This window comes from Romboutsia sp. Marseille-P6047 (assembly GCF_900604535.1).
GTDB lineage: Bacteria > Bacillota > Clostridia > Peptostreptococcales > Peptostreptococcaceae > Romboutsia_E.
In genome coordinates this window covers 226,448-244,995 of the sequence record NZ_UWOT01000002.1, presented here as the reverse complement: position 1 = coordinate 244,995, position 18,548 = coordinate 226,448, and the positions used below count along the sequence as shown (strand labels likewise).

Annotated in this window: 23 protein-coding genes and 2 pseudogenes; 7 read left to right on the top strand and 18 right to left on the bottom strand. The window is 24.7% G+C overall.

What is annotated here, in order from left to right:
* Positions 1–2: 2 nt before the first annotated feature.
* Together dptF and EIH23_RS03105 are read right to left on the bottom strand one after the other, a co-directional pair.
* Positions 3–2,360, bottom strand: coding sequence for a DNA phosphorothioation-dependent restriction protein DptF (gene dptF, locus EIH23_RS03110; RefSeq protein WP_122638754.1), 2,358 nt, complete (start codon positions 2,358–2,360; stop codon positions 3–5).
* 437 nt (positions 2,361–2,797) lie between these two features.
* Positions 2,798–3,022: an HRDC domain-containing protein gene (locus EIH23_RS03105; RefSeq protein WP_122638753.1), complete on the bottom strand. Its 225-nt coding sequence runs from the start codon at positions 3,020–3,022 to the stop codon at positions 2,798–2,800.
* A 163-nt stretch (positions 3,023–3,185) separates the two neighbouring features.
* Here EIH23_RS03105 and EIH23_RS17075 point away from each other — a divergent pair, with 163 nt between their 5' ends.
* Positions 3,186–3,317, top strand: coding sequence for a YvrJ family protein (locus EIH23_RS17075; RefSeq protein WP_122638752.1), 132 nt, complete (start codon positions 3,186–3,188; stop codon positions 3,315–3,317).
* Positions 3,318–3,508: 191 nt separating this feature from the next.
* Here the strand turns inward: EIH23_RS17075 and EIH23_RS03095 are convergent, their stop codons facing one another.
* From EIH23_RS03095 to EIH23_RS16490, 3 genes are all read right to left on the bottom strand, one after another.
* Complete coding sequence (locus EIH23_RS03095; RefSeq protein WP_122638751.1) at positions 3,509–4,906, bottom strand: MATE family efflux transporter; 1,398 nt, start codon at positions 4,904–4,906, stop codon at positions 3,509–3,511.
* A gap of 56 nt (positions 4,907–4,962) precedes the next feature.
* Positions 4,963–5,373, bottom strand: a complete 411-nt coding sequence (locus EIH23_RS03090; RefSeq protein WP_122638750.1) for a MarR family winged helix-turn-helix transcriptional regulator — start codon at positions 5,371–5,373, stop codon at positions 4,963–4,965.
* 306 nt (positions 5,374–5,679) lie between these two features.
* A complete protein-coding gene (locus EIH23_RS16490; protein ID WP_243113308.1) occupies positions 5,680–6,132 on the bottom strand; it encodes an MMPL family transporter in 453 nt (150 codons plus the stop codon).
* A gap of 490 nt (positions 6,133–6,622) precedes the next feature.
* On the opposite strand from EIH23_RS16490, the gene EIH23_RS17165 reads away from it, so the two are divergent.
* The 4 genes from EIH23_RS17165 (at position 6,623) to EIH23_RS03070 (ending at position 9,050) form a co-directional block, all read left to right on the top strand.
* Positions 6,623–6,835 (top strand): TetR-like C-terminal domain-containing protein, encoded by a 213-nt coding sequence (locus tag EIH23_RS17165; protein WP_442970278.1) that lies wholly within the window; start codon positions 6,623–6,625, stop codon positions 6,833–6,835.
* Positions 6,836–6,996: 161 nt separating this feature from the next.
* A complete protein-coding gene (locus tag EIH23_RS16190; RefSeq protein ID WP_164488969.1) occupies positions 6,997–7,164 on the top strand; it encodes a hypothetical protein in 168 nt (55 codons plus the stop codon).
* 400 nt (positions 7,165–7,564) lie between these two features.
* Positions 7,565–7,954, top strand: coding sequence for a GntR family transcriptional regulator (locus EIH23_RS03075; protein ID WP_122638749.1), 390 nt, complete (start codon positions 7,565–7,567; stop codon positions 7,952–7,954).
* The gene (locus tag EIH23_RS03070; protein WP_122638748.1) at positions 7,947–9,050 is read left to right on the top strand and encodes a DUF1648 domain-containing protein; all 1,104 of its coding nucleotides are present in this window, start codon (positions 7,947–7,949) and stop codon (positions 9,048–9,050) included. The genes EIH23_RS03075 and EIH23_RS03070 overlap by 8 nt, the downstream gene beginning before the upstream one ends.
* A 153-nt stretch (positions 9,051–9,203) precedes the next feature.
* Here EIH23_RS03070 and EIH23_RS03065 read toward each other — a convergent pair whose 3' ends face one another.
* The 5 genes from EIH23_RS03065 to EIH23_RS03045 form a co-directional block, all read right to left on the bottom strand.
* Positions 9,204–9,422, bottom strand: a complete 219-nt coding sequence (locus tag EIH23_RS03065) for a hypothetical protein (RefSeq protein ID WP_122638747.1) — start codon at positions 9,420–9,422, stop codon at positions 9,204–9,206.
* A gap of 278 nt (positions 9,423–9,700) precedes the next feature.
* The gene (locus EIH23_RS03060) at positions 9,701–10,357 is read right to left on the bottom strand and encodes a DUF2812 domain-containing protein (RefSeq protein WP_122638746.1); all 657 of its coding nucleotides are present in this window, start codon (positions 10,355–10,357) and stop codon (positions 9,701–9,703) included.
* A gap of 45 nt (positions 10,358–10,402) precedes the next feature.
* The gene (locus EIH23_RS03055) at positions 10,403–10,720 is read right to left on the bottom strand and encodes a hypothetical protein (protein ID WP_122638745.1); all 318 of its coding nucleotides are present in this window, start codon (positions 10,718–10,720) and stop codon (positions 10,403–10,405) included.
* 146 nt (positions 10,721–10,866) lie between these two features.
* A complete protein-coding gene (locus tag EIH23_RS03050; protein ID WP_122638744.1) occupies positions 10,867–11,871 on the bottom strand; it encodes a permease in 1,005 nt (334 codons plus the stop codon).
* Positions 11,872–11,953: 82 nt separating this feature from the next.
* Complete coding sequence (locus EIH23_RS03045; protein WP_122638743.1) at positions 11,954–12,226, bottom strand: ArsR/SmtB family transcription factor; 273 nt, start codon at positions 12,224–12,226, stop codon at positions 11,954–11,956.
* Between the two features lie 210 nt (positions 12,227–12,436).
* On the opposite strand from EIH23_RS03045, the gene EIH23_RS03040 reads away from it, so the two are divergent.
* Positions 12,437–13,153: a metallophosphoesterase family protein gene (locus EIH23_RS03040; RefSeq protein ID WP_122638742.1), complete on the top strand. Its 717-nt coding sequence runs from the start codon at positions 12,437–12,439 to the stop codon at positions 13,151–13,153.
* A gap of 21 nt (positions 13,154–13,174) precedes the next feature.
* Positions 13,175–13,450, top strand: a pseudogene (locus EIH23_RS03035) (biliverdin-producing heme oxygenase); the annotation flags it as partial.
* Between the two features lie 83 nt (positions 13,451–13,533).
* Here the strand turns inward: EIH23_RS03035 and EIH23_RS03030 are convergent.
* The 8 genes and pseudogenes from EIH23_RS03030 to EIH23_RS03000 form a co-directional block, all read right to left on the bottom strand.
* Positions 13,534–13,986, bottom strand: coding sequence for a DUF2383 domain-containing protein (locus tag EIH23_RS03030; RefSeq protein WP_122638740.1), 453 nt, complete (start codon positions 13,984–13,986; stop codon positions 13,534–13,536).
* Positions 13,987–14,311: 325 nt separating this feature from the next.
* Positions 14,312–14,692 carry a hypothetical protein gene (locus EIH23_RS03020; RefSeq protein ID WP_122638739.1) on the bottom strand — a complete coding sequence of 127 codons (381 nt, stop codon included), beginning with the start codon at positions 14,690–14,692 and terminating at the stop codon, positions 14,312–14,314.
* Complete coding sequence (locus EIH23_RS03015) at positions 14,692–15,570, bottom strand: ParA family protein (RefSeq protein ID WP_164488968.1); 879 nt, start codon at positions 15,568–15,570, stop codon at positions 14,692–14,694. The genes EIH23_RS03020 and EIH23_RS03015 overlap by 1 nt, the downstream gene beginning before the upstream one ends.
* Before the next feature lie 152 nt (positions 15,571–15,722).
* A complete protein-coding gene (locus tag EIH23_RS16825) occupies positions 15,723–16,034 on the bottom strand; it encodes a phosphoenolpyruvate hydrolase family protein (RefSeq protein WP_330566166.1) in 312 nt (103 codons plus the stop codon).
* Positions 16,013–16,087 carry a hypothetical protein gene (locus tag EIH23_RS17070; RefSeq protein WP_334294984.1) on the bottom strand — a complete coding sequence of 25 codons (75 nt, stop codon included), beginning with the start codon at positions 16,085–16,087 and terminating at the stop codon, positions 16,013–16,015. The genes EIH23_RS16825 and EIH23_RS17070 overlap by 22 nt, the downstream gene beginning before the upstream one ends.
* 370 nt (positions 16,088–16,457) lie before the next feature.
* On the bottom strand, positions 16,458–17,339 hold the full coding sequence (locus EIH23_RS03005; protein WP_122638881.1) for a PTS sugar transporter subunit IIA: 882 nt from the start codon (positions 17,337–17,339) through the stop codon (positions 16,458–16,460).
* A pseudogene (locus EIH23_RS17160) lies at positions 17,340–17,405 on the bottom strand (hypothetical protein); the annotation flags it as partial.
* 10 nt (positions 17,406–17,415) lie between these two features.
* Entirely contained in the window at positions 17,416–18,540 is a 1,125-nt protein-coding gene (locus tag EIH23_RS03000) for a BglG family transcription antiterminator (RefSeq protein WP_122638737.1), read from the bottom strand.
* Between the last annotated feature and the right edge of the window lie 8 nt (positions 18,541–18,548).

Here is an 18,548-nt window from a genome sequence, read left to right as displayed (position 1 = left end):
AACTAAATCTCCATAAACTTATAAATTTCAAATTCATCGTCATATTCTAATCTGAATTTTTTATTTTCTTCTCTATTTTTTTCTGTGAATATTAATTGAGTTTTTTGCGAACCTGCCATCTCAATTTTATTCATGAATTCTATAAACTTTATAAAATGATTTTTATCTTTTTTATTTGGTCTATATCCATTTCCTACTCTTATCAAAAGCTCATATAATGGGAAGTCTATATCTATACCACAAGACTCATCTAATCTATCTCCCTTATATTTGATTTCAATTGTAGTTAAGAACTTTTCCAATCTACTTTCTTTGCTAGATGGTAGGTTAGTCGTATCTGCTTTTAATTCTAATTCTTCACTTACTTTATACTTAACTTGATTTTTTCCAATAAATATATTTATTTGGTTCTTATCAGCCTCACCATTCCACCTTATAATTCCATTTTTAACTTCAGTATATAATCCTTTTAGTTTTGCCTTATCACCTTTATTCCAATAATACACATACCTTATAAAATCTTCATATACAGTATCTCTAAGATTAAATATATTTCCTTTACCACATAAGTAATAGCTTCTAATAAATAATTTCAGTAATTCTTTCTTAGTCTTCTTATCTAGTTTTTCTTCATCATTTATATTATGTAATTTACTTATATAACCTTTAGGATAATCTATATATTCATCAAAGAAGTCCATTACCTTAACCGAGTTATTAAATTTAATAATAAAATCATCAACTTCTCTATTTCTTACATTAAGTGGATCTAAAGTATTTAGAGCTTTAAATATGAAAGATAATTCTTCATGATCAAATATTATATTTGGTGTTAATGAGTTTATATACTCTTCATTTTTAAGCTTACTTATATCATCCTTAAACATTGGTGAGTGTATATCTATATAAGTTCTAGCTATTAATAAATCATACATAAAGTTAAGTAATGCCCTTGTCGATATTATTATTTTATTTTTTATAATACATTGAACAAGTAAATCTACTATAGCATCTTGTGTTTTATCTTCACTCAATAATTCATAATTTGACTTAATTGGACATTTATCTTTATTCTTACATTTCATACAATTAGTTTTATAAGAATTATAGAAGATATTTATTTCTGATTTATCTGTAATTTTTTTGATTAATGACTTAATATATTCTGACTCAACTTTTTCATCTTTTAAGGTATATAAGCTATAATCACTAAAATTAACAAATTGTATGTTACTATCTTTATCAAAGCTATTATCTGCTATGCTTCTTTCTAGTATCTTCTTCTCATTAACAAATGTTTTTAGCTTAGTAAATCGTTCTCCATACTCTGAATCTATGAAATTATTTAATGTTCCTAAGTTTATTGCTAATATAAGTTTTTGGCTACTTGATGCTATTTTCTCATCAGTAAAGTTTTCTAGTAAATCATCTAGTGTATCCATAGATGTTTTATTAGGTTCTAAACTTTCTGTAGCATCATTATGCAAAGTAAAATTCTTTATTATATCTGGGTATTTATTTTTAAAATATGATATAATGTGTGACTTACCATCTCCTACACTACCACATACTAATATTAATTGAGATTTAGTCTGTTTATTTGATTCTACTATTATTTCTTCTAACTCCATTTGTGCATTTCTATCAACATGCATATATTTCTTAAAATCAGTAAATACATTAACGCCTTCTACCGCTTCTCTTGATGATTCTTTAAGTCTGGACAAATCTTCAATCAAACATTCGCTCTTTCTTATCTCTTCAACTTCTTTTGTAACTGATATTTCTTCTTTATATTCTTTAATATCTACTGTTTCTTCAACCTTTTTAGCAGATACTTGTGCTATCTTTTCTTCATTACTTTTATTAAGCTTTAACAAATCTTCCATTTTGCCCATTATTTTCATAAACATATTTGAACTTTCACTTTGACTATTATTCATAGGCTTAGGACTTTTGTATATTGGAGTTTTAAAATTATAATCTATATAAACTTCAATAAACCAACTTGTAACTTTATATATGTTTTTATGTGCTTTTAATGCTAATACTAATTCTTCTTCAATATTTTCATGTGCTGCTTGATTCCCTAACATTCTTATTTCATGCAGATAATCACTTATTTCATTATCTATAATACCTTTATACTTTAGGGTATTTATTCTTTGTGATAAATTCAGTTCGTTTAAACCTTGTAATCTTTCTAGACTTGATATATTGTCAATTAATTGTTCAACAAATACTCTAGATTTTACTATTACACTATGAGGTGATGTAAATACTGAATTATCTATATCTGTCCCAATACTATATAGTTCTATATAGTCTTTTTCTAAAAATTTATAAATATTTATATTCACTTTATTTCTTCCTTCCAATTAATATCTCTATCTTAATTTATAATAAAATTCTATTTGTTATTTTATCTTAATAAAAACTATATTTATATTTATTCATAGCTTAAATAATATAATAATATTATTATAAAATGTATTTATATCTTTGGAATCCCTTTATTCCGTAATTTTTAAGAATTTTTTATAATAATCTTATAAATTGTAATTTTTATAGTTTTTAGGCAATATAAAAAAGTTGTTATCACTATAACATACTCTATATACTTAACTATCATTTATATTTTATGGTAAAATATACAATCAACATAATTTCCCTCATATATTCTAATCTTTAATTTAATATATAAAATTTATATAATATAAATCATAAAAAATAATCCCTAAATACAAATAAATTTAAGGATTATTTTTTTATACAAAATTTAAATTCATTTTTAATTTTAAAAGTTTCTAACTATTTTAAGTAAATTAGTTCCATATTTTTCACATTTTACCGCCACAAAACCTCTTATCAATTTCAACTCTTCTATATTTGGTGTCCTATTCAAAATAAATTCTTCCATAGTACTATTATTAAACACTATAAATGCTTTAATTCCTTCTCTATTACTAGCAGAAAGTCTATATAACTTAAGTTCTTTCCTTAAATCATCTTCACATTTTATATTTGCTTTATGCTCCTGTGTTACTCATATAGAATACTTTTTATCATATGTATTTCCATTTTGCATCTTCTCAGATTCTAGCTTATATTTTATATGAAAAGTTTTGTTTTTGTATTTATGACTATCTTTTAATGTATTTTATCTTCATATACTACTGTAGACTATCATAGCAAATGTCGGCTTTCCAATTGCCCTATCAATGTACTTATTGGTTAGGATAGAAAGAAAGCTTTTGGTGCTCTCTGATAGTATAAATGATTTATCCAAGACACTTTCAAAGCTTAGAATAGAATAATTTAAAAGTAAAAAATCGTGATTTTGTTAAAAAGTTTGTAAATATAAAATTTAACAGCTTTCTATGATAATAGTAAATTATTATAGAAAGCTGTTTTTAGTGTTACTTATGTCAATTTATTTACTACGTAAATAGGAATTTGACTTGAGGTATTGATTTATCTTCTGTTTATTTATAATATATCCATTAATCTAAACTGGCTTTATAGCCTCACTATTTATTTTAGATTTATCTTCTTTTATTTTAGATAATGTCTTTTTATAAAACACTGCAAAACATATTAATGTAGTTAAAGCTGCTATTATATCAGCAACTGGTTCTGCTAGCAATACACCAAATAATCCATCACTTGTAAAGTTTGGTAATATAAATATTAGTGGAATTAATAATATTATCTTTCTAAGTAAAGCTAAGAATAGAGAAATCTTTGCCTGACCTAATGCTAAAAATGTCTGTTGGCAAGCTATTTGAGCTCCAAGTATAAATATTGCTGCGAAATAAACTTTAATACTGTCAGATGTTATCTTTAATAATGATGGATCACTGTTAAATATTTTAACTACAAACTCTGATGAAGTCATAAGTAATATATATGCACCTGATGTAAATACTAAAGATGATATTAAACATACTTTAAACGCCTTCTTTACTCTATCTATATTGTTCGCACCAAAATTGTAACTTATTATTGGCTGAGCTCCCTGTGTAAGTCCCGTAAGAGGTAATATAGTCATCTGCATTATACTACTCATAATTGTCATAGCTCCAACAGCTAAGTCTCCACCATACTTAGATAATTGAGTATTTAGTGAAATTAGTACAAGACTTTCTGTTGATTGCATTATAAAAGGCGCCATTCCTAATCCTACTATTGACCCTACTATTTTTTTATCTAATTTTAAATTTTCTTTTCTTATTTTAAGTATACTATTTTTTCCAAATAAGAATTTAAGTACCCATATTGCAGAAACTGCTTGAGATATTAATGTTGCAAGTGCTGCACCTTTAACGCCTAAATTTAAACCAAATATAAATATTGGATCTAATACTATATTTATAATAGCACCTATTGTTACTGTCATCATTCCTATTTTAGCAAAACCTTGAGTATTTATATAAGCATTCATTCCAAGTGCAATTTGAACAAATACTGTTCCTATTAAATAAATACCTATATAATCCATACCATATACTAAAGTTTTATCACTTGCACCAAATGCCATTAATATAGGCTCTTTAAATAAAGTAAATACTATTGTTAGTATGATTGCAATTATAATTAATAAACTAAAACTATTTGCCATTATCTTTTCTGCACCGTCATTATCTTTTTGCCCCATTCTTATAGCGGCAAGTGGTGCTCCACCCATACCTACTAATGAACTGAATGCAGATATTAATAAAATTATAGGAAACGCAACTCCTACACCTGCCATAGCTAAATCGCCACTCGGCATTCTACCTATAAATATTCTGTCAACTATGTTGTATAATACATTGACTATTTGAGCGATTATAGCTGGGGCTGATAATTTTAACATTAGTTTACCTATGGAGTCTTTCCCCAAATCAGCATTTTTTTTACTCATTTTATTCCTCCTCCAATTATTAAATTTTATACATTATAAATAATATTTCATATTTACTATAAAAGATTTTTTTTCATTTGATCTAATACTTTATTGAAAATAGCTAACTCATCTTTGTCTATACCTTTTAATATAACTTCTGTTGTTTTATTTCTATTTTCCTTCAATAATTTCACTATAGGCTTTGCATCTTCTTTTAGTATTAAACGAGTTATTCTTTTATCTTTTTCATCTTTTTTTGTATCTATATATCCCTTTTTTATAAGGGAATCTACGGATCTACAAACAAGAGATTTAGATATTTCAAAACTCTCTGCAATTTCTGCGGCTTTATCATATATCTCCATATCTAATGCTACAAGTATATCTATCTCGTTAGGAGATAATTTATACGAAGATATTACACTTCTATTTTTTCTTTTTAGTTCTTTTATTATGGTTGCAAACTTTATTATATATTCTTCCATAGCAGCTTCTCCTCAAAATAGTTTACTTGTTAACCATTGTATGCTTAATTAGTTAACTTGTCAACTAATTAAATACCTTATTATTATAAACTAATAAAAATTTATCATATCTACCAAATATACCTATATAAAAATAGCTACTTTATAAGCTGCAAAACCTATAACTGTAGTAAGTCCACTAGATAATATAAAGCTTGTAGATTTTGCTAATGCCTTAATCATTGCTTCTTTTGGTTCATATCCTTCTTATCTCATTTCAGAAAATCTGTGTAAAAGGAATATGGAATAGTCCATAGACACTGCTAATTACAGTACATTTCCTGCTGCATTTGTTACAAAGGATATTGTTCCAAATATTAAATTTGTACCTTGATTTAATTTAATTGCTATACCTATACTCCCAAGAAGTAGTATTGGTTCAAACCATGATGTTAATGTCAACATCAGTATTGCTAAACATAGTTGAATAATAAATAATATTATTTTACTTACTTCTTTAGTTGTAGCTTGTGTTGCTATTGCTGTATTTACTGCAGAACCTGCCATGGAGTTTTCATCTCCAATTAAATTTCTAATCTCATTTACTGTTTTAATTCTTTTATTTTCATCTATTGTAACTGTATATAAAGCCTTATTATCTTTATAATAATTTTCAACTACCTCTTTAGACAATGTTTCTAATGGTGTATCTAAGTCAATTACATCATCTAACCAGGTTACTGACTGAACCCCCTCTATTTTCAGTAATTTCTCCTTCATGCTTTTGCTTATGATAAGCTTAAATCTGATACCATTACTCTAGCATTTGGTATGGACGTACCATATTCCTTATCCATAACATCTAATGCTATTGATGAAGTTGCTTCATCTGGTAAGTAGTTATTCATATCGTAGTCAATCTTTACTTGTTTACTACAAAACATGTAAACTATTACAGATATAGTAAATCGGACTATAATCAATAATAATACTTATGTTCATATATGAACACCAAAATAACAAACCGTATTTTAATAAACATTTTTTTGAAATCTGTTTATTTTTGAAAGGAGATTTATGGAAAAGAAAATAGATCGTAGAATAAAAAAACAAGAAAACAACTTTAGGATGGCTTTACAGCTTTATTACTAGAAAAAAGTATTAAAGATATAACTGTAAAAAAATTATGTGATAAAGTTGACTTGAATAGAGGAACTTTTTATCTTCACTATAAGGATATTTATGATATGGCTGAACAGTTGGAAAATGAATTGTTAAGTCAATTAGAGAATATTTTAATCATTGGATGGTTTTATTTAATACAAATAAAATTGATAAATTTGAATATTTTTATAATTTTGTAGTTTCAGGTTCTATTGGCATTATTGACGCTTGGCTTAAAAATAGCTTAAAAGAAAGTCCTGTGGAAATTTCTGTTATTGTGGGAAAAATTATTCTTAATGGGTTTGATATAATAAAATAATAAAATAAAATAATATAATAAAAATAACCATATTTTAGTAGTTTCAATATTTTACATTCTAAAATGTAGTTATTTAATTTGTTATATTATTCGTAATTGTTAAATATTGTATAATAGTATAATATAATATTAATTAAAATTTTATAAATAAGGGGTATTTTATGAGTCTTATAGAAGAAACAACAAATATGGGATTTGATTTTAATTTAATTTTAATTAGTATTATGCAATTATTAAATATGGCTATTAATCTTACAATCAAGATATTAGTTATATACATTATGTACTTATTAATATGTGCTTTAAAAAAATACTTAAATAATAAATAAGTTTATTATTCCTATAAGCAAGTTTGTAATATTAATATATTATGTATTAAAGTATTATTAAAGAGGGCTATTGTTAGCCCTCTTTAATAATTTCATATTCTTTATCACTTTCTATAGGTATTTTCTCAATAACTTCAAAATCATCTATTGAATTATTAAGCTTAATATATGGTATAAGTGATTTCTCCTACTTATCATATAATAATATTGAAAAATCATCAGAACTTTTTATACTTATCGGTAACTTTTTTCCTTTTTTATTAAACTTACGATTACTATTATTTGCATTATGTATTTATATACCAATTATTTAAAATAATCATTAATTTACTTGCAATACTTCATATATTTGTTATATTATATATATAACAAATATATTATTTAATATAGAGGTGATAAAATGATATTAAACTTAGATTTTAACAGTGATATTCCTATATACACACAAATTAAGGAACAAATTATAAAATCTATTGCAACAGGTGATTTAAAAATAAATGAATCATTACCATCAGTTAGGAATATGGCCGAAGAAGTAGGAGTTAATCTCCACACTGTAAATAAGTCATATAACTTGCTTAAAGATGAAGGCTATATAAATATCGATAGAAGAAAAGGTGCTATAGTAAATAATCTTCCTTTAGAGAAAAAAGATGAGAATGTTGAAAAAATCAAATCTACATTAGAGCTTTTAACTGCACAGAGTTATCTTTTAGGTATGTCTAGGGATGAATTTATAGACTATAGTAATAAATTATTTGATAAATATGGGGTGAAAGATTATGAATAGTACTTTAGCTGTTTTAATAAATGTTCCAATGTTGTTATTTGTTTATGTGATGATGTATTTTACTCAAGCATTAAGTGGTAAAAGACAATTTTATGGAGTTAGCTTAAATAGTGATTACTTTACAAAAAAAGAATTTAGAGATTTAGATAAAAAATTTAAGTTACTTCTTACTATAGGTTTTATTGCTTTTGAAGTAATTACATTAGTGAGCATTTATGTATTTAAAGCTTATATATCATCTTCTATTGTTCCAATATTAGGATTTTGTATATATCAATTTATTGTATTTATATATATCCATAATAAAGTAAAAGCTTTAAAACAAGATTTATCTTTAGAAATAAGTGATTTAGAATTAGAAAAAACTAAAGTTATATTAGACACTGATTTCATTAATGAGAAAAATAGAATTATAAAAAAATACTCTATTTTATTTTTAGCTCCATTTATAATTACTATATTAGTTGCCATATATGTAGCTACTCAATATAATTCAATGCCTGATGTTATACCTACTCACTGGGGATTTAGTGGTGATCCAGATGCTTTTTCACAAAAATCATTTTTTAGTGTTTTTGGTATTATATTTATGAGTATTGGAATCGGAATAATAATATATATTAGTTCTGTAAATTCTTTAAAAACTAGAGCCAAACTAAGCTCTGATAATATTGATGAAAGTAAAAAAGCTCATTTAAATTATTTAAATAAAATTGCAGTTACTTTCTTTATACTAAATATTTCAATGCAAGTTTTATTTATCAATATATTAATTGCTACAGTTAATGCTAGTAGTCTAAATACTTATATAGTGTTGGCTAGTACTTTATTATTAGTTGTATCTTCTATTTATCAAACATACTTATATTATAAGTCTCCAAGTAAGTATAAGACTGCTGTTTATTCTGTAGATGATAATGATGATAATTGGATATTTGGAAGTATATATAATAATCCTAATGATCCATCGTTATTTGTTCAAAAAAGATTTGGTGTAGGTTGGACTGTTAATATAGGAAGTGTTAAAGGAAAAGTGGTATTCTTCTCTCCTTTTATACTAATAATAGTTGTACTATTTATAACATTTAATATGTAATGGGTTGAAAAAAACACATCTATTTAAACAGATGTGTTTTTTGCAATATTAATATTTTCTGGGCAATATATATAATCAAAGTCATTTTCACAGTTGAATACAACCTTTATAATCATTTTTCCTCCTGATTTCAACTATATATGTATGTTCCTTTTAAATTATAAGTTTTTCTTTGACTAAGTCTATATAGTTGTTAATATCAAAATCATCTATATTAATAGTAATAATCACATTATCATAAACTATTACCTTTTCGTTTGTATCAATGACAGTATAAACTGACTTTGCTCCCCAGTCCTTTGTATCATTTTTATCATATTTATAACTAAATCCATATCTATCATATTCTGATAAAATAGACTGTAAAGCCATTTCTAATACTTTATCATACTTACTTTCAATTACTGAATAAGCAACATAGCCCTTAGATTTTTCAATATACTCCTCATAATATCCCTTACTTGTATTATCATAATGTATTTTTTTACTTTCTACAAAGGCATAATCAGAATATGTATAATATTTTCCAAAAGGTGATGAAGACTTCGATTTATAAACTTGTCTGTTTCCTGAAATATCCTCATTAAAATCTTCTAAAGATAATGGTATATCTTTATTTGAAACAAGCTTTTCGCTACCATTAATACCAACTATAAAAATATAGTCATAATAATTGCTAAAGTACCTGTATTACTTAATAATTTTGTATAAAAACTTTTCTTCTTAAAGTTATCCCAAATATCAAAATTTAAATCCTTATTTTTAACTATAGCATTATATTTTTTTAATTTTAAAATAAATATGCTTATATTAATAAATATAGCTAGTATAAATAAAAATAATAATATCAGCATACGATTGTCTGTTATTATTATAAGCCCATTTTGCTTTGTGCTAATTAAATAAATATTTAGTATAATAATAAAAAATGTAAATATCATATAAAAGTATTCTTTAAATACGTTTATAAAATTTAGTTTTTGTCTATCTAAGTTTTTATTATCTGAGTTATTTATAAATATTTGAAACTTTTCATTTCCACAGATAAGTTCTAAATTTTTTTCTTGGCATGATTTTGTATATTCTAAGGCTTGTACACTATTGTTTCCTACTAAATTCTTTTTTGTAATATCTACAAAGAAATTTACTACTTTCGGATCAATTCTTTCAAAAGTTAAATTTCTTATACTTATATCACTTATCATCCAACCTTTAAGTGCCATTTCACTTAAATAGTTTTCTAAAAGATCTGCATCTAGAACATCAAATGAATTGTGCTTTTTTAGTTTGTTTTTGCCTATTAACATTTTGTCTCCCCCTGAAATTATATATCCATTTTAAAATCATAAATATTATCTTATGTTAATGTAAAACTTATATCCACTAATAAATACATTTATAATATATAGGCTAAGAACTAAAACCATTACAAAAACCATCAATAAGCCTAATGTGTTATAAAATAAAGTTCCAATTATACCAGTAATCAGTAGTTGTTTTCCATATTTTAAATTGATTTTTGCTAATCCTTCAGATTCCATATAATTCACAATATTATCTAATATTTTAAAATTACTAAGTTCTTGTGTATATGTATTTCCCTTAATTGTTACTTTACCTAACATTATTAATGATATACCTAAAATTCCTAGGTTTATAAAAAAATCCATTCAAATGCCTCCTAATTATGTTCAGTTAAATAATACCATATATTGGTATATAGTGTATAAATATATGCTATAATATATTACGAATTAAAGTCCGACAAATAATTTGTTGGACTTTTTTTATTTATCTAATAAAGTTTTATTTTATACTACATTAAATATAATCCAAAGTAATTAAATAAATATCCAGTTATCATTATACCAACAGTAACAATAATAACAAAAATAGTAAGCAACTTTGGTTTAACAACTTTAGCTAACATTATAATTGATGGAAGAGATAAAGCTGTAACACTCATCATAAATGCAAGTACAGTACCTATTGGAACTCCTGCCATAAACAGAGCCTCAGCCATTGGAATAGTTCCAAATATATCTGCATACATTGGTATACCTATTACAGATGCTATAACTACAGAGAATGGATTATTAGAGCCAAGTATAGCTAAAATAACATCTTGTGGTATCCAGTTATGAATTAATGCACCTATACCAACACCTATTATTACATATTTATAGACGTTTTTTACTATTATCTTTGTATCATTTAAAGCATAATCAAGTCTTTGCTTTTGATTAAAGTTTTCAGACTCATCATATAACTCACGAGTTTCTTCAGTGTAAACTTTTATCTCATTTTCCATATTAATTTTAGAGATTATAGTACCTCCAACTATGGCAATTATAAGTCCTAATACAACATATAAAATAGAAATTTTCATACCAAAAAATGAAGAAAGCAGTAAAAGTGATGCTAAATCAACCATTGGTGAGGATATTAAAAATGAAAATGTTATACCAAGAGGAAGCCCAGCTTTAGTAAATCCTATAAATATTGGAATAGAAGAGCAGGAACAAAATGGAGTTACAGTTCCAAGTAATGCTGAAATTGTAGCACCAGTTACTCCTTTGAATTTAGTTAATATTTTCTTTGTTTTCTCTGGTGGGAAGTAACTTTGTATATATGATATAAAGAATATTAATACTGCTAAAAGGATAAATATTTTTATAGTATCATATATAAAAAATTGAACACTACCACCAATTCTACTAGAAACATTTAAATTAAGAACATTCTCAACAAATAAATTAATTAAATCAGATAACCACTTCATGCCTAGTATTTGTTCTGTAAAAAAATTAAAAATACTCATAATAACCTCCCATTATACATCAAAAAAAATCGATGTAATACTATATAGTTATTATATCAATTTTTTTTGATTTGGCAACTGATTATAAAAATAAATTTTTAATTAATTCATAAGTTAATATTTGTGACAAGATATCTTTATTTACAGAATAATAATTCCATTTCCCTCTAGATGTTTTATTTATAATGTTAGCTGAAAGCAGCATTTTCAAGTGATAAGATAATTTTGATTGAGATATATTAAACTTATCAACTAGCTCGCAAACACATACACTATCAGCAGAATAAAGTATTTTTAAAATATCCAATCTAATAGGGTCGGATAATGCTTTAAAAACTAAATCTATGTTGTTCATGTAAATACCTCCAATATATTTATTATAACAAATATTTTACAATTGATAATAGAATCTACTTAATTTAAACATTGTATAACATATAAATATAACTATAAACAAAAGTGAAAAACATTAAAATATATCAAAAAAAGTTGATGCAAATATTTACAAAAATAAAATTAAATATTATTATATGAATTAAGACAATTTGATGAAGGAGTTATAAATATGAAAATAGCAGTAATATCAGATATACATAGCAACGTATATGCACTTAATGAAGTTTTAGTAGATATTAAAAATAGAAATGTGGATATGATTGTATGCACAGGTGATTTAGTAGGATATGGTACTAGACCCAATGAAGTTATAGAAGTTCTGAGAAAAGAAAAAATCCTTACTATAATGGGAAACTATGATGATGCCATAGGAAACTTCAAAATAGTATGTGGATGTGATTACAAAGACCCAAAAGATGCAGAAAAAGCAGCTCTTTCTATGCACTTTACTAGTGAAAAAACAACTGATGAAAATAAAGAATATCTAAGAAATTTACCTAAAGAAATTACTTTTACTTTCAACAATAAAACTATAAGATTTGTTCATGGAAGTACAAGATTAATCAATGAATACTTAAAAGAAAACTCTAAAGAATCTGAAGAAGTTATGAGAGAACTTAAAGAAGATATATTAGTTTGTGGTCATACTCATATACCATATTCTAAATATTATGGTGATAAATTATTAGTTAATGCAGGTAGTGTTGGAAAACCAAAAACTAATAGTCCAAATGCTAACTATGTAACTATAGATATAAACTCTTCTGCTAAAGTTGAAATAATAGAAGTACCTTATGATTTTGAAAAAATTGCTAAAGAAATTGAAGAAAATGAAATACTTCCAAATGATTTTGCAGGATTAATAAGACAAGGTAGTGCTAAGTAGCATTAATATGAGTTATTAGTAGCTCATGCATATACTAGATTTATGGCAGACTTATTTGGTGGAAGAACATTCGTACCTCTATTAGGACAAAAATACGGTATTACTGAAGAAGGATTAAACTACTATAACTGTGAAGGTGTAGGAGAGATAATGCCTTATGTTATGGGATATGCTATGAAGATAAACAACATGAATTTATCTGAAGAACTTGAAGAAAAATTAATTGTTGAAGTAAGTAACTCTTACATTTACAACATGGCTATTTCTCAAGAATTAGAATCAAAATTATATAAATAAAAATAATATAAAAAGGCTATGAAATAGACTTAATTCTTTTTCATAACCTTTATTTATATTCTAATTATACAATATAATATGAATTACATACTTTCATAAATTCTTTGAAAATTATCAGATATATTCTTAAATTCGTCCACTATATTATTTAAAGAATTAATTATATCTTCATTTGAAGTCATCTTTTGTAGGGAAAGTACTACTCTTTCAGAACTTGTTATACCTCGTTCCATATTTTTTAGGGCATGATTTACAATATCTTTATCCTCATGCATAAACATATCTTTCATTTTTTGAAAAATCTCACTAACTTTAGCATCTATTCCCATAGATTCTTTTGCATCATGGTCTAAATCAGTTATATATGAATTAATTGATTTTTTCTGCGAAGCAAATGTATTTAGAACCTTTGTAAACTCATTTTTTAAATTTTTATCATTTACTTTCTCTTCATAAGTTTTAAAAGTATCATAGGCCATATTTATACCTGTCAGAAATTTATTTAATTCTTTTATAATTTTATCTTTTTCTTTCAAGTTAATCACCTCTTATAGTAATTTTTCCTTGATTAAGTTACATTATTCATTTTATGAACTACCTTCCCTTATAAGCCTTGTAAAATCATTCGGAAGAATTTCATTTTCTTCTATTTCTTTTTCTTCTTTAGAGTTTTCTTTTAAATATTCATTTATAACTATAATACTTCTATGTACAAATCTTATTGTTTTATTATTAAAAGTGAATATAGCTTCTTTTGACAGTTTTCTTAAATTTTTTTATTTAAAGCTTAGAACAGAGTAATTTAAAAGGTAGTGCTTCTTATTATTTTTATAAGTCATATAAGCATCACCTTTTTTTAATCTATTTTAATTTAACTTTTCCAATGGTTTCTCTCTCTAAATTCCATCCAATTACAATATCTACTATTCTCTCAATAATCTTATCCTTATTGTAACTCTTAGGAATTTTTACCTCTAAAAACTCACTCAACTGAAGTAACTTCACCTTAGTAAGTTTAGATTTAACTAGTATATCTTTAGCTTCTTCCCTACTATTACTTTTCTTTATTTTTTTATAAATGGCTTCAATTTCTCCATTGTCTTTTAAAATTTCTTTTTTCTTAACCTCAACATTAGTAAATGCAAGTTTATACTCACCACTAATTAATTTATTTAAATCATCATTTTTTGCTTTAGAAATAAATTTATAAATAATCTCTATTAATTTCTTACTATCTTCCATTACATACCTATCCTTTCTAAAAATTCATTAACTAAATTATCTAACTCCTTATTTATGTCATTATATTGGCTATTTAATTTTCTCATGGTTACTGGGATACCTTCTTTAGGAGCATCTCCGTATACTGACTTATTTTCTCTTAGCATACTATTAAATACCGGTATATCTCCTTGTTTTAATTGAGATAAGTAATATTCCTCAGTTGAAATTAAACCTTCTTTTCTTCTAGTTACCATATTACAAACTACCCCTAAAAATTTTGGAGATATTTCTTTATTAGTATTTTTCAAATTATCATTATAATCTTTTTCTAACTCTTTTATGTGTTTATTAAGTTCTTCAAGTCCTAATGTAGATAAGCGGTCTAGCTTAATAGGTACTAGATAGTAATCACTAGCTACAATTCCATTTCTTGTTATCATATTAAAACTTGGTGGGCAATCTATAAGAACAATATCATATCCCCTTAACTCTTTAATTCCATCCTTTAAAATATCATGTAATTTTATGTAGTTTTCTTTTTGATTTTTATTACTTATACTAGATATTTTGCAAGCCATGTCTATGTCAGAATATATAAGTCCTATATGAGAACTTATTATGTTTAGATTCTTATCTTTTACATTATTAGGATTTAAGATTAGATTTTCAAATCTCAAATCCCCCTTACTTTCAAACCAATTTTTTATAGTTTTATTTTGAGCATATTTATCTTTCCACTCATCTAAATTAAAAAACGAAAAAGTTAAATTTGATTGAGGATCTAGGTCTATTGCTAATACTTTATATTTTCTCTTTGCAAGTCCTGCTGCTAAATTTGATGTTACTGTTGTTTTTCCTACTCCTCCTTTGTAATTTACTACTGAAATTACTTTCATATATTCACTCCTTAAATGTATTTTATACATTTTATGAATATAATTATTAATATTTCCTTATTTCTAATAGAAAGCTTGTCCTTTTAGAAAATACTCAAATAAAAAAAAGTGACTAAATAATAATCTATTTAATCACTCTTTTTCATCAATAATTATTTACTTATATTTTTAAAAGCCTCAGCTTGATTCTTAATTCCAGACTCAGTAGCAAGTCTCTCTATACTAGATGCACCAAAGAAACCATCAACACCAGTATTTCTCTTAATTACATACTCTGCATCACATGGCTCAGCTATAGGACCACCATGACAAATTGCAATTATATCTGGATTTACAGATTTACCAGCATCAGCTATTGCTTGAACTCTTTTTACACTTTCATCTAATGTAAGTGCAGTTTTTGCACCTATAGTACCTTTAGTAGTAAGACCCATATGAGCAACTAATATGGATCTGTTCCACAAACTCCAGCTAATACTGGCGTATATTTAACAACAGGTAATACTTCATCTCCCATTTCTACAACTATTTGATTAGCATCTCCATATGGTAAAAGTCCTGCTAAAGATCATGTTCCTGCACCTGCCCCTAATATTATATTCCCTTTTTTTATTTCATCTCTTAAATTATCATTATATATTTATCATCTTAATATATTTTATCAAACGTAAATTTCTTTAGATAGTGATTATAATTAAGTGATATCACCCTTTTTTTAATTAAAGTATAAAAAAAGGATGAACTCATATGAATTCATCCTTTCTCTTTTCATAGTTTTAGTTTAAAACTTGTTTATTTTGAGTACTTTATCTAAACTTAAAACTCATATCAGTTGATAATAATCCTAATATTGTATATAAAAAAATTTAAACTACTTACTAGTAAGCCTATATATAATTAATATAATCTAAAACATCATCACTTGAAGATGAATTTTCTAATAAATTTATAAATTCTTCTTTATCAATAAGCTTCATAATCTGTGTAATAAAGTCAATATGACTATCATTATTAGGACTTGATATAGTTATAAATATTTTTATATTATTATAAGTCCCAATTTTAATAGGATTTTTAAAAGTAGTTATGGATACTCCAAAATCATTTACATAATTTCCTGGCTTTGCATGAGGCATAGCTATCATATCATCTACAACAATATAAGACCCTAGCTTATGTATATTATCAATTATTGCATCAACATAGCCTTCTTCAATTATATTATCATCAATTAATGGTTTGGCACTTTTTATTACACCATCTTCCCAATCTTTTGCATCTATATTTAATTGTATATTAGACCTATTTATACAATGCTTTATACTCTTAAAATTCCTACTACCTGTTTTCAAATATTTCTCTATATCTTGCACCAATTTATCCTTATCTTTTATTACACAACTATCTTCTATTATCTTTATTAAATCAGTGATAGTATAGTTTTTCTCTTTATTAATCTTATAACTAAAATATTGTTTTAAATTATTAACATCACTATCATTAAATATGGCAGGAATAGTTATAACTGGAGCAAAATAGCAATCACTTATCTCTGTTGTTGATATTATATAATCTATATTTTCATTTTCTTTATATGTATTTATATCATGTATTGATGTTATTGCTACTATATTTACATCAAATATATTACTTATTCTAGATTCTAATAATCTAGCTGTCGCAAATCCTGAATTACAAGCTATTATTATATTCTTTTTACCATCTTTAGTTTTATCTTTCATATTTTCTTTAGCTGTATATATATACATAGTTATATAACTTATCTCATCATCATTAACTTCACAATTAAATTTCTCTTCTATAATCTTAGCAATATTTTCGAAATTAAAAACTTTCTTTATAGTTTTTCATTATAGAGTCACATATAGGATTATAAGTAAATGTATTAAACTTTATTCTAAATATTAAATTGTTTATATGATTTATGAATGATTTATATAACTTGGAATCCATACTAAAGTCTTTTATATATTGCTTTCTTATTTGAAGTATTATTAAATTTGCTAAACTACTTGCTTCTAGATAGTCTTTAGATTCAAATATATTTTTATTATTTTTACTTGATGATAATATAATTGATGATAAGTAGCTTATTTCTTGTTTATCTATGTTTAATGAGAATTTACTATTAAGCTTTTCAATAAGTTTGCATACTTCAATATGCTCTTTTGCATATTCACTTTCTATTGATTTATATGTATTATCATCAATAAACCTTTTATCTATATTTCTATTAACTATTATATAAATATAAATTACTATATTCATAAAATCATTATCTGAAAATGTTCCAAAACTAACCTCTAATTCTCTAACTAAGCCCTTTATATATTCTATATTAGTAGATGATAGTTTTATTTTTCTAAAATTTTTTATTGTATCAGAATTTTCCTTTGTATACAATTTTTCTAAGGTTATCATTACATTATATTCATTATTTGCTATTAATAAGTCCGCTATAGCTCTTCTTATATTAACTTCTAAACCTTCAACTAAAATCCCCTTATTACTTGATTTAACTATATTTAAATTATATTGTTTTAACCATTCTTTCGCTTTTTTCAAATCAGATACTACTGTACTTTTACTTACACCTAGCTTATCTTGAAGATAAGAATATGTACACTCATTATTCAAACTTAGAAGTTCATATAATAAAAGTCCACATCTTTCACTATTAGATAGTATATATGTTTGTATATTGATGTTTTTTATTAATTCTTCAATTTCTTCTTTTTCTTTTTTACTTATATTTAGCTTTATTGGAGAATTAGGCTTTTTTTCTATCTCATTAATTTTATGCTTTCTTAAATAATCATTTATAGAATCTATGTCATATCTAATCATTCTGTTAGAAACATTAAATTTATTGGCTATATGATCTACACTATATGTTTTATCTTCTTTAGATAATAACTCTAAAATTTTTATACATCTTGAATTTAACATTATGCTAT

What these genes read in the sequence shown, in the direction of transcription:
- EIH23_RS03095 (WP_122638751.1), bottom strand. Translation starts at nt 4,906, where the DNA reads ATGAGTAAAAAAAATGCTGATTTGGGGAAAGACTCCATAGGTAAACTA.
- EIH23_RS03090 (WP_122638750.1), bottom strand. Translation starts at nt 5,373, where the DNA reads ATGGAAGAATATATAATAAAGTTTGCAACCATAATAAAAGAACTAAAA.
- EIH23_RS16490 (WP_243113308.1), bottom strand. Translation starts at nt 6,132, where the DNA reads ATGAAGGAGAAATTACTGAAAATAGAGGGGGTTCAGTCAGTAACCTGG.
- EIH23_RS16190 (WP_164488969.1), top strand. Translation starts at nt 6,997, where the DNA reads ATGAGTCTTATAGAAGAAACAACAAATATGGGATTTGATTTTAATTTA.
- EIH23_RS03075 (WP_122638749.1), top strand. Translation starts at nt 7,565, where the DNA reads ATGATATTAAACTTAGATTTTAACAGTGATATTCCTATATACACACAA.
- EIH23_RS03070 (WP_122638748.1), top strand. Translation starts at nt 7,947, where the DNA reads ATGAATAGTACTTTAGCTGTTTTAATAAATGTTCCAATGTTGTTATTT.
- EIH23_RS03065 (WP_122638747.1), bottom strand. Translation starts at nt 9,422, where the DNA reads ATGGCTTTACAGTCTATTTTATCAGAATATGATAGATATGGATTTAGT.
- EIH23_RS03060 (WP_122638746.1), bottom strand. Translation starts at nt 10,357, where the DNA reads ATGTTAATAGGCAAAAACAAACTAAAAAAGCACAATTCATTTGATGTT.
- EIH23_RS03055 (WP_122638745.1), bottom strand. Translation starts at nt 10,720, where the DNA reads ATGGATTTTTTTATAAACCTAGGAATTTTAGGTATATCATTAATAATG.
- EIH23_RS03050 (WP_122638744.1), bottom strand. Translation starts at nt 11,871, where the DNA reads ATGAGTATTTTTAATTTTTTTACAGAACAAATACTAGGCATGAAGTGG.
- EIH23_RS03045 (WP_122638743.1), bottom strand. Translation starts at nt 12,226, where the DNA reads ATGAACAACATAGATTTAGTTTTTAAAGCATTATCCGACCCTATTAGA.
- EIH23_RS03040 (WP_122638742.1), top strand. Translation starts at nt 12,437, where the DNA reads ATGAAAATAGCAGTAATATCAGATATACATAGCAACGTATATGCACTT.
- EIH23_RS03020 (WP_122638739.1), bottom strand. Translation starts at nt 14,692, where the DNA reads ATGGAAGATAGTAAGAAATTAATAGAGATTATTTATAAATTTATTTCT.
- EIH23_RS03015 (WP_164488968.1), bottom strand. Translation starts at nt 15,570, where the DNA reads ATGAAAGTAATTTCAGTAGTAAATTACAAAGGAGGAGTAGGAAAAACA.
- EIH23_RS03005 (WP_122638881.1), bottom strand. Translation starts at nt 17,339, where the DNA reads ATGTATATATATACAGCTAAAGAAAATATGAAAGATAAAACTAAAGAT.
- EIH23_RS03000 (WP_122638737.1), bottom strand. Translation starts at nt 18,540, where the DNA reads ATGTTAAATTCAAGATGTATAAAAATTTTAGAGTTATTATCTAAAGAA.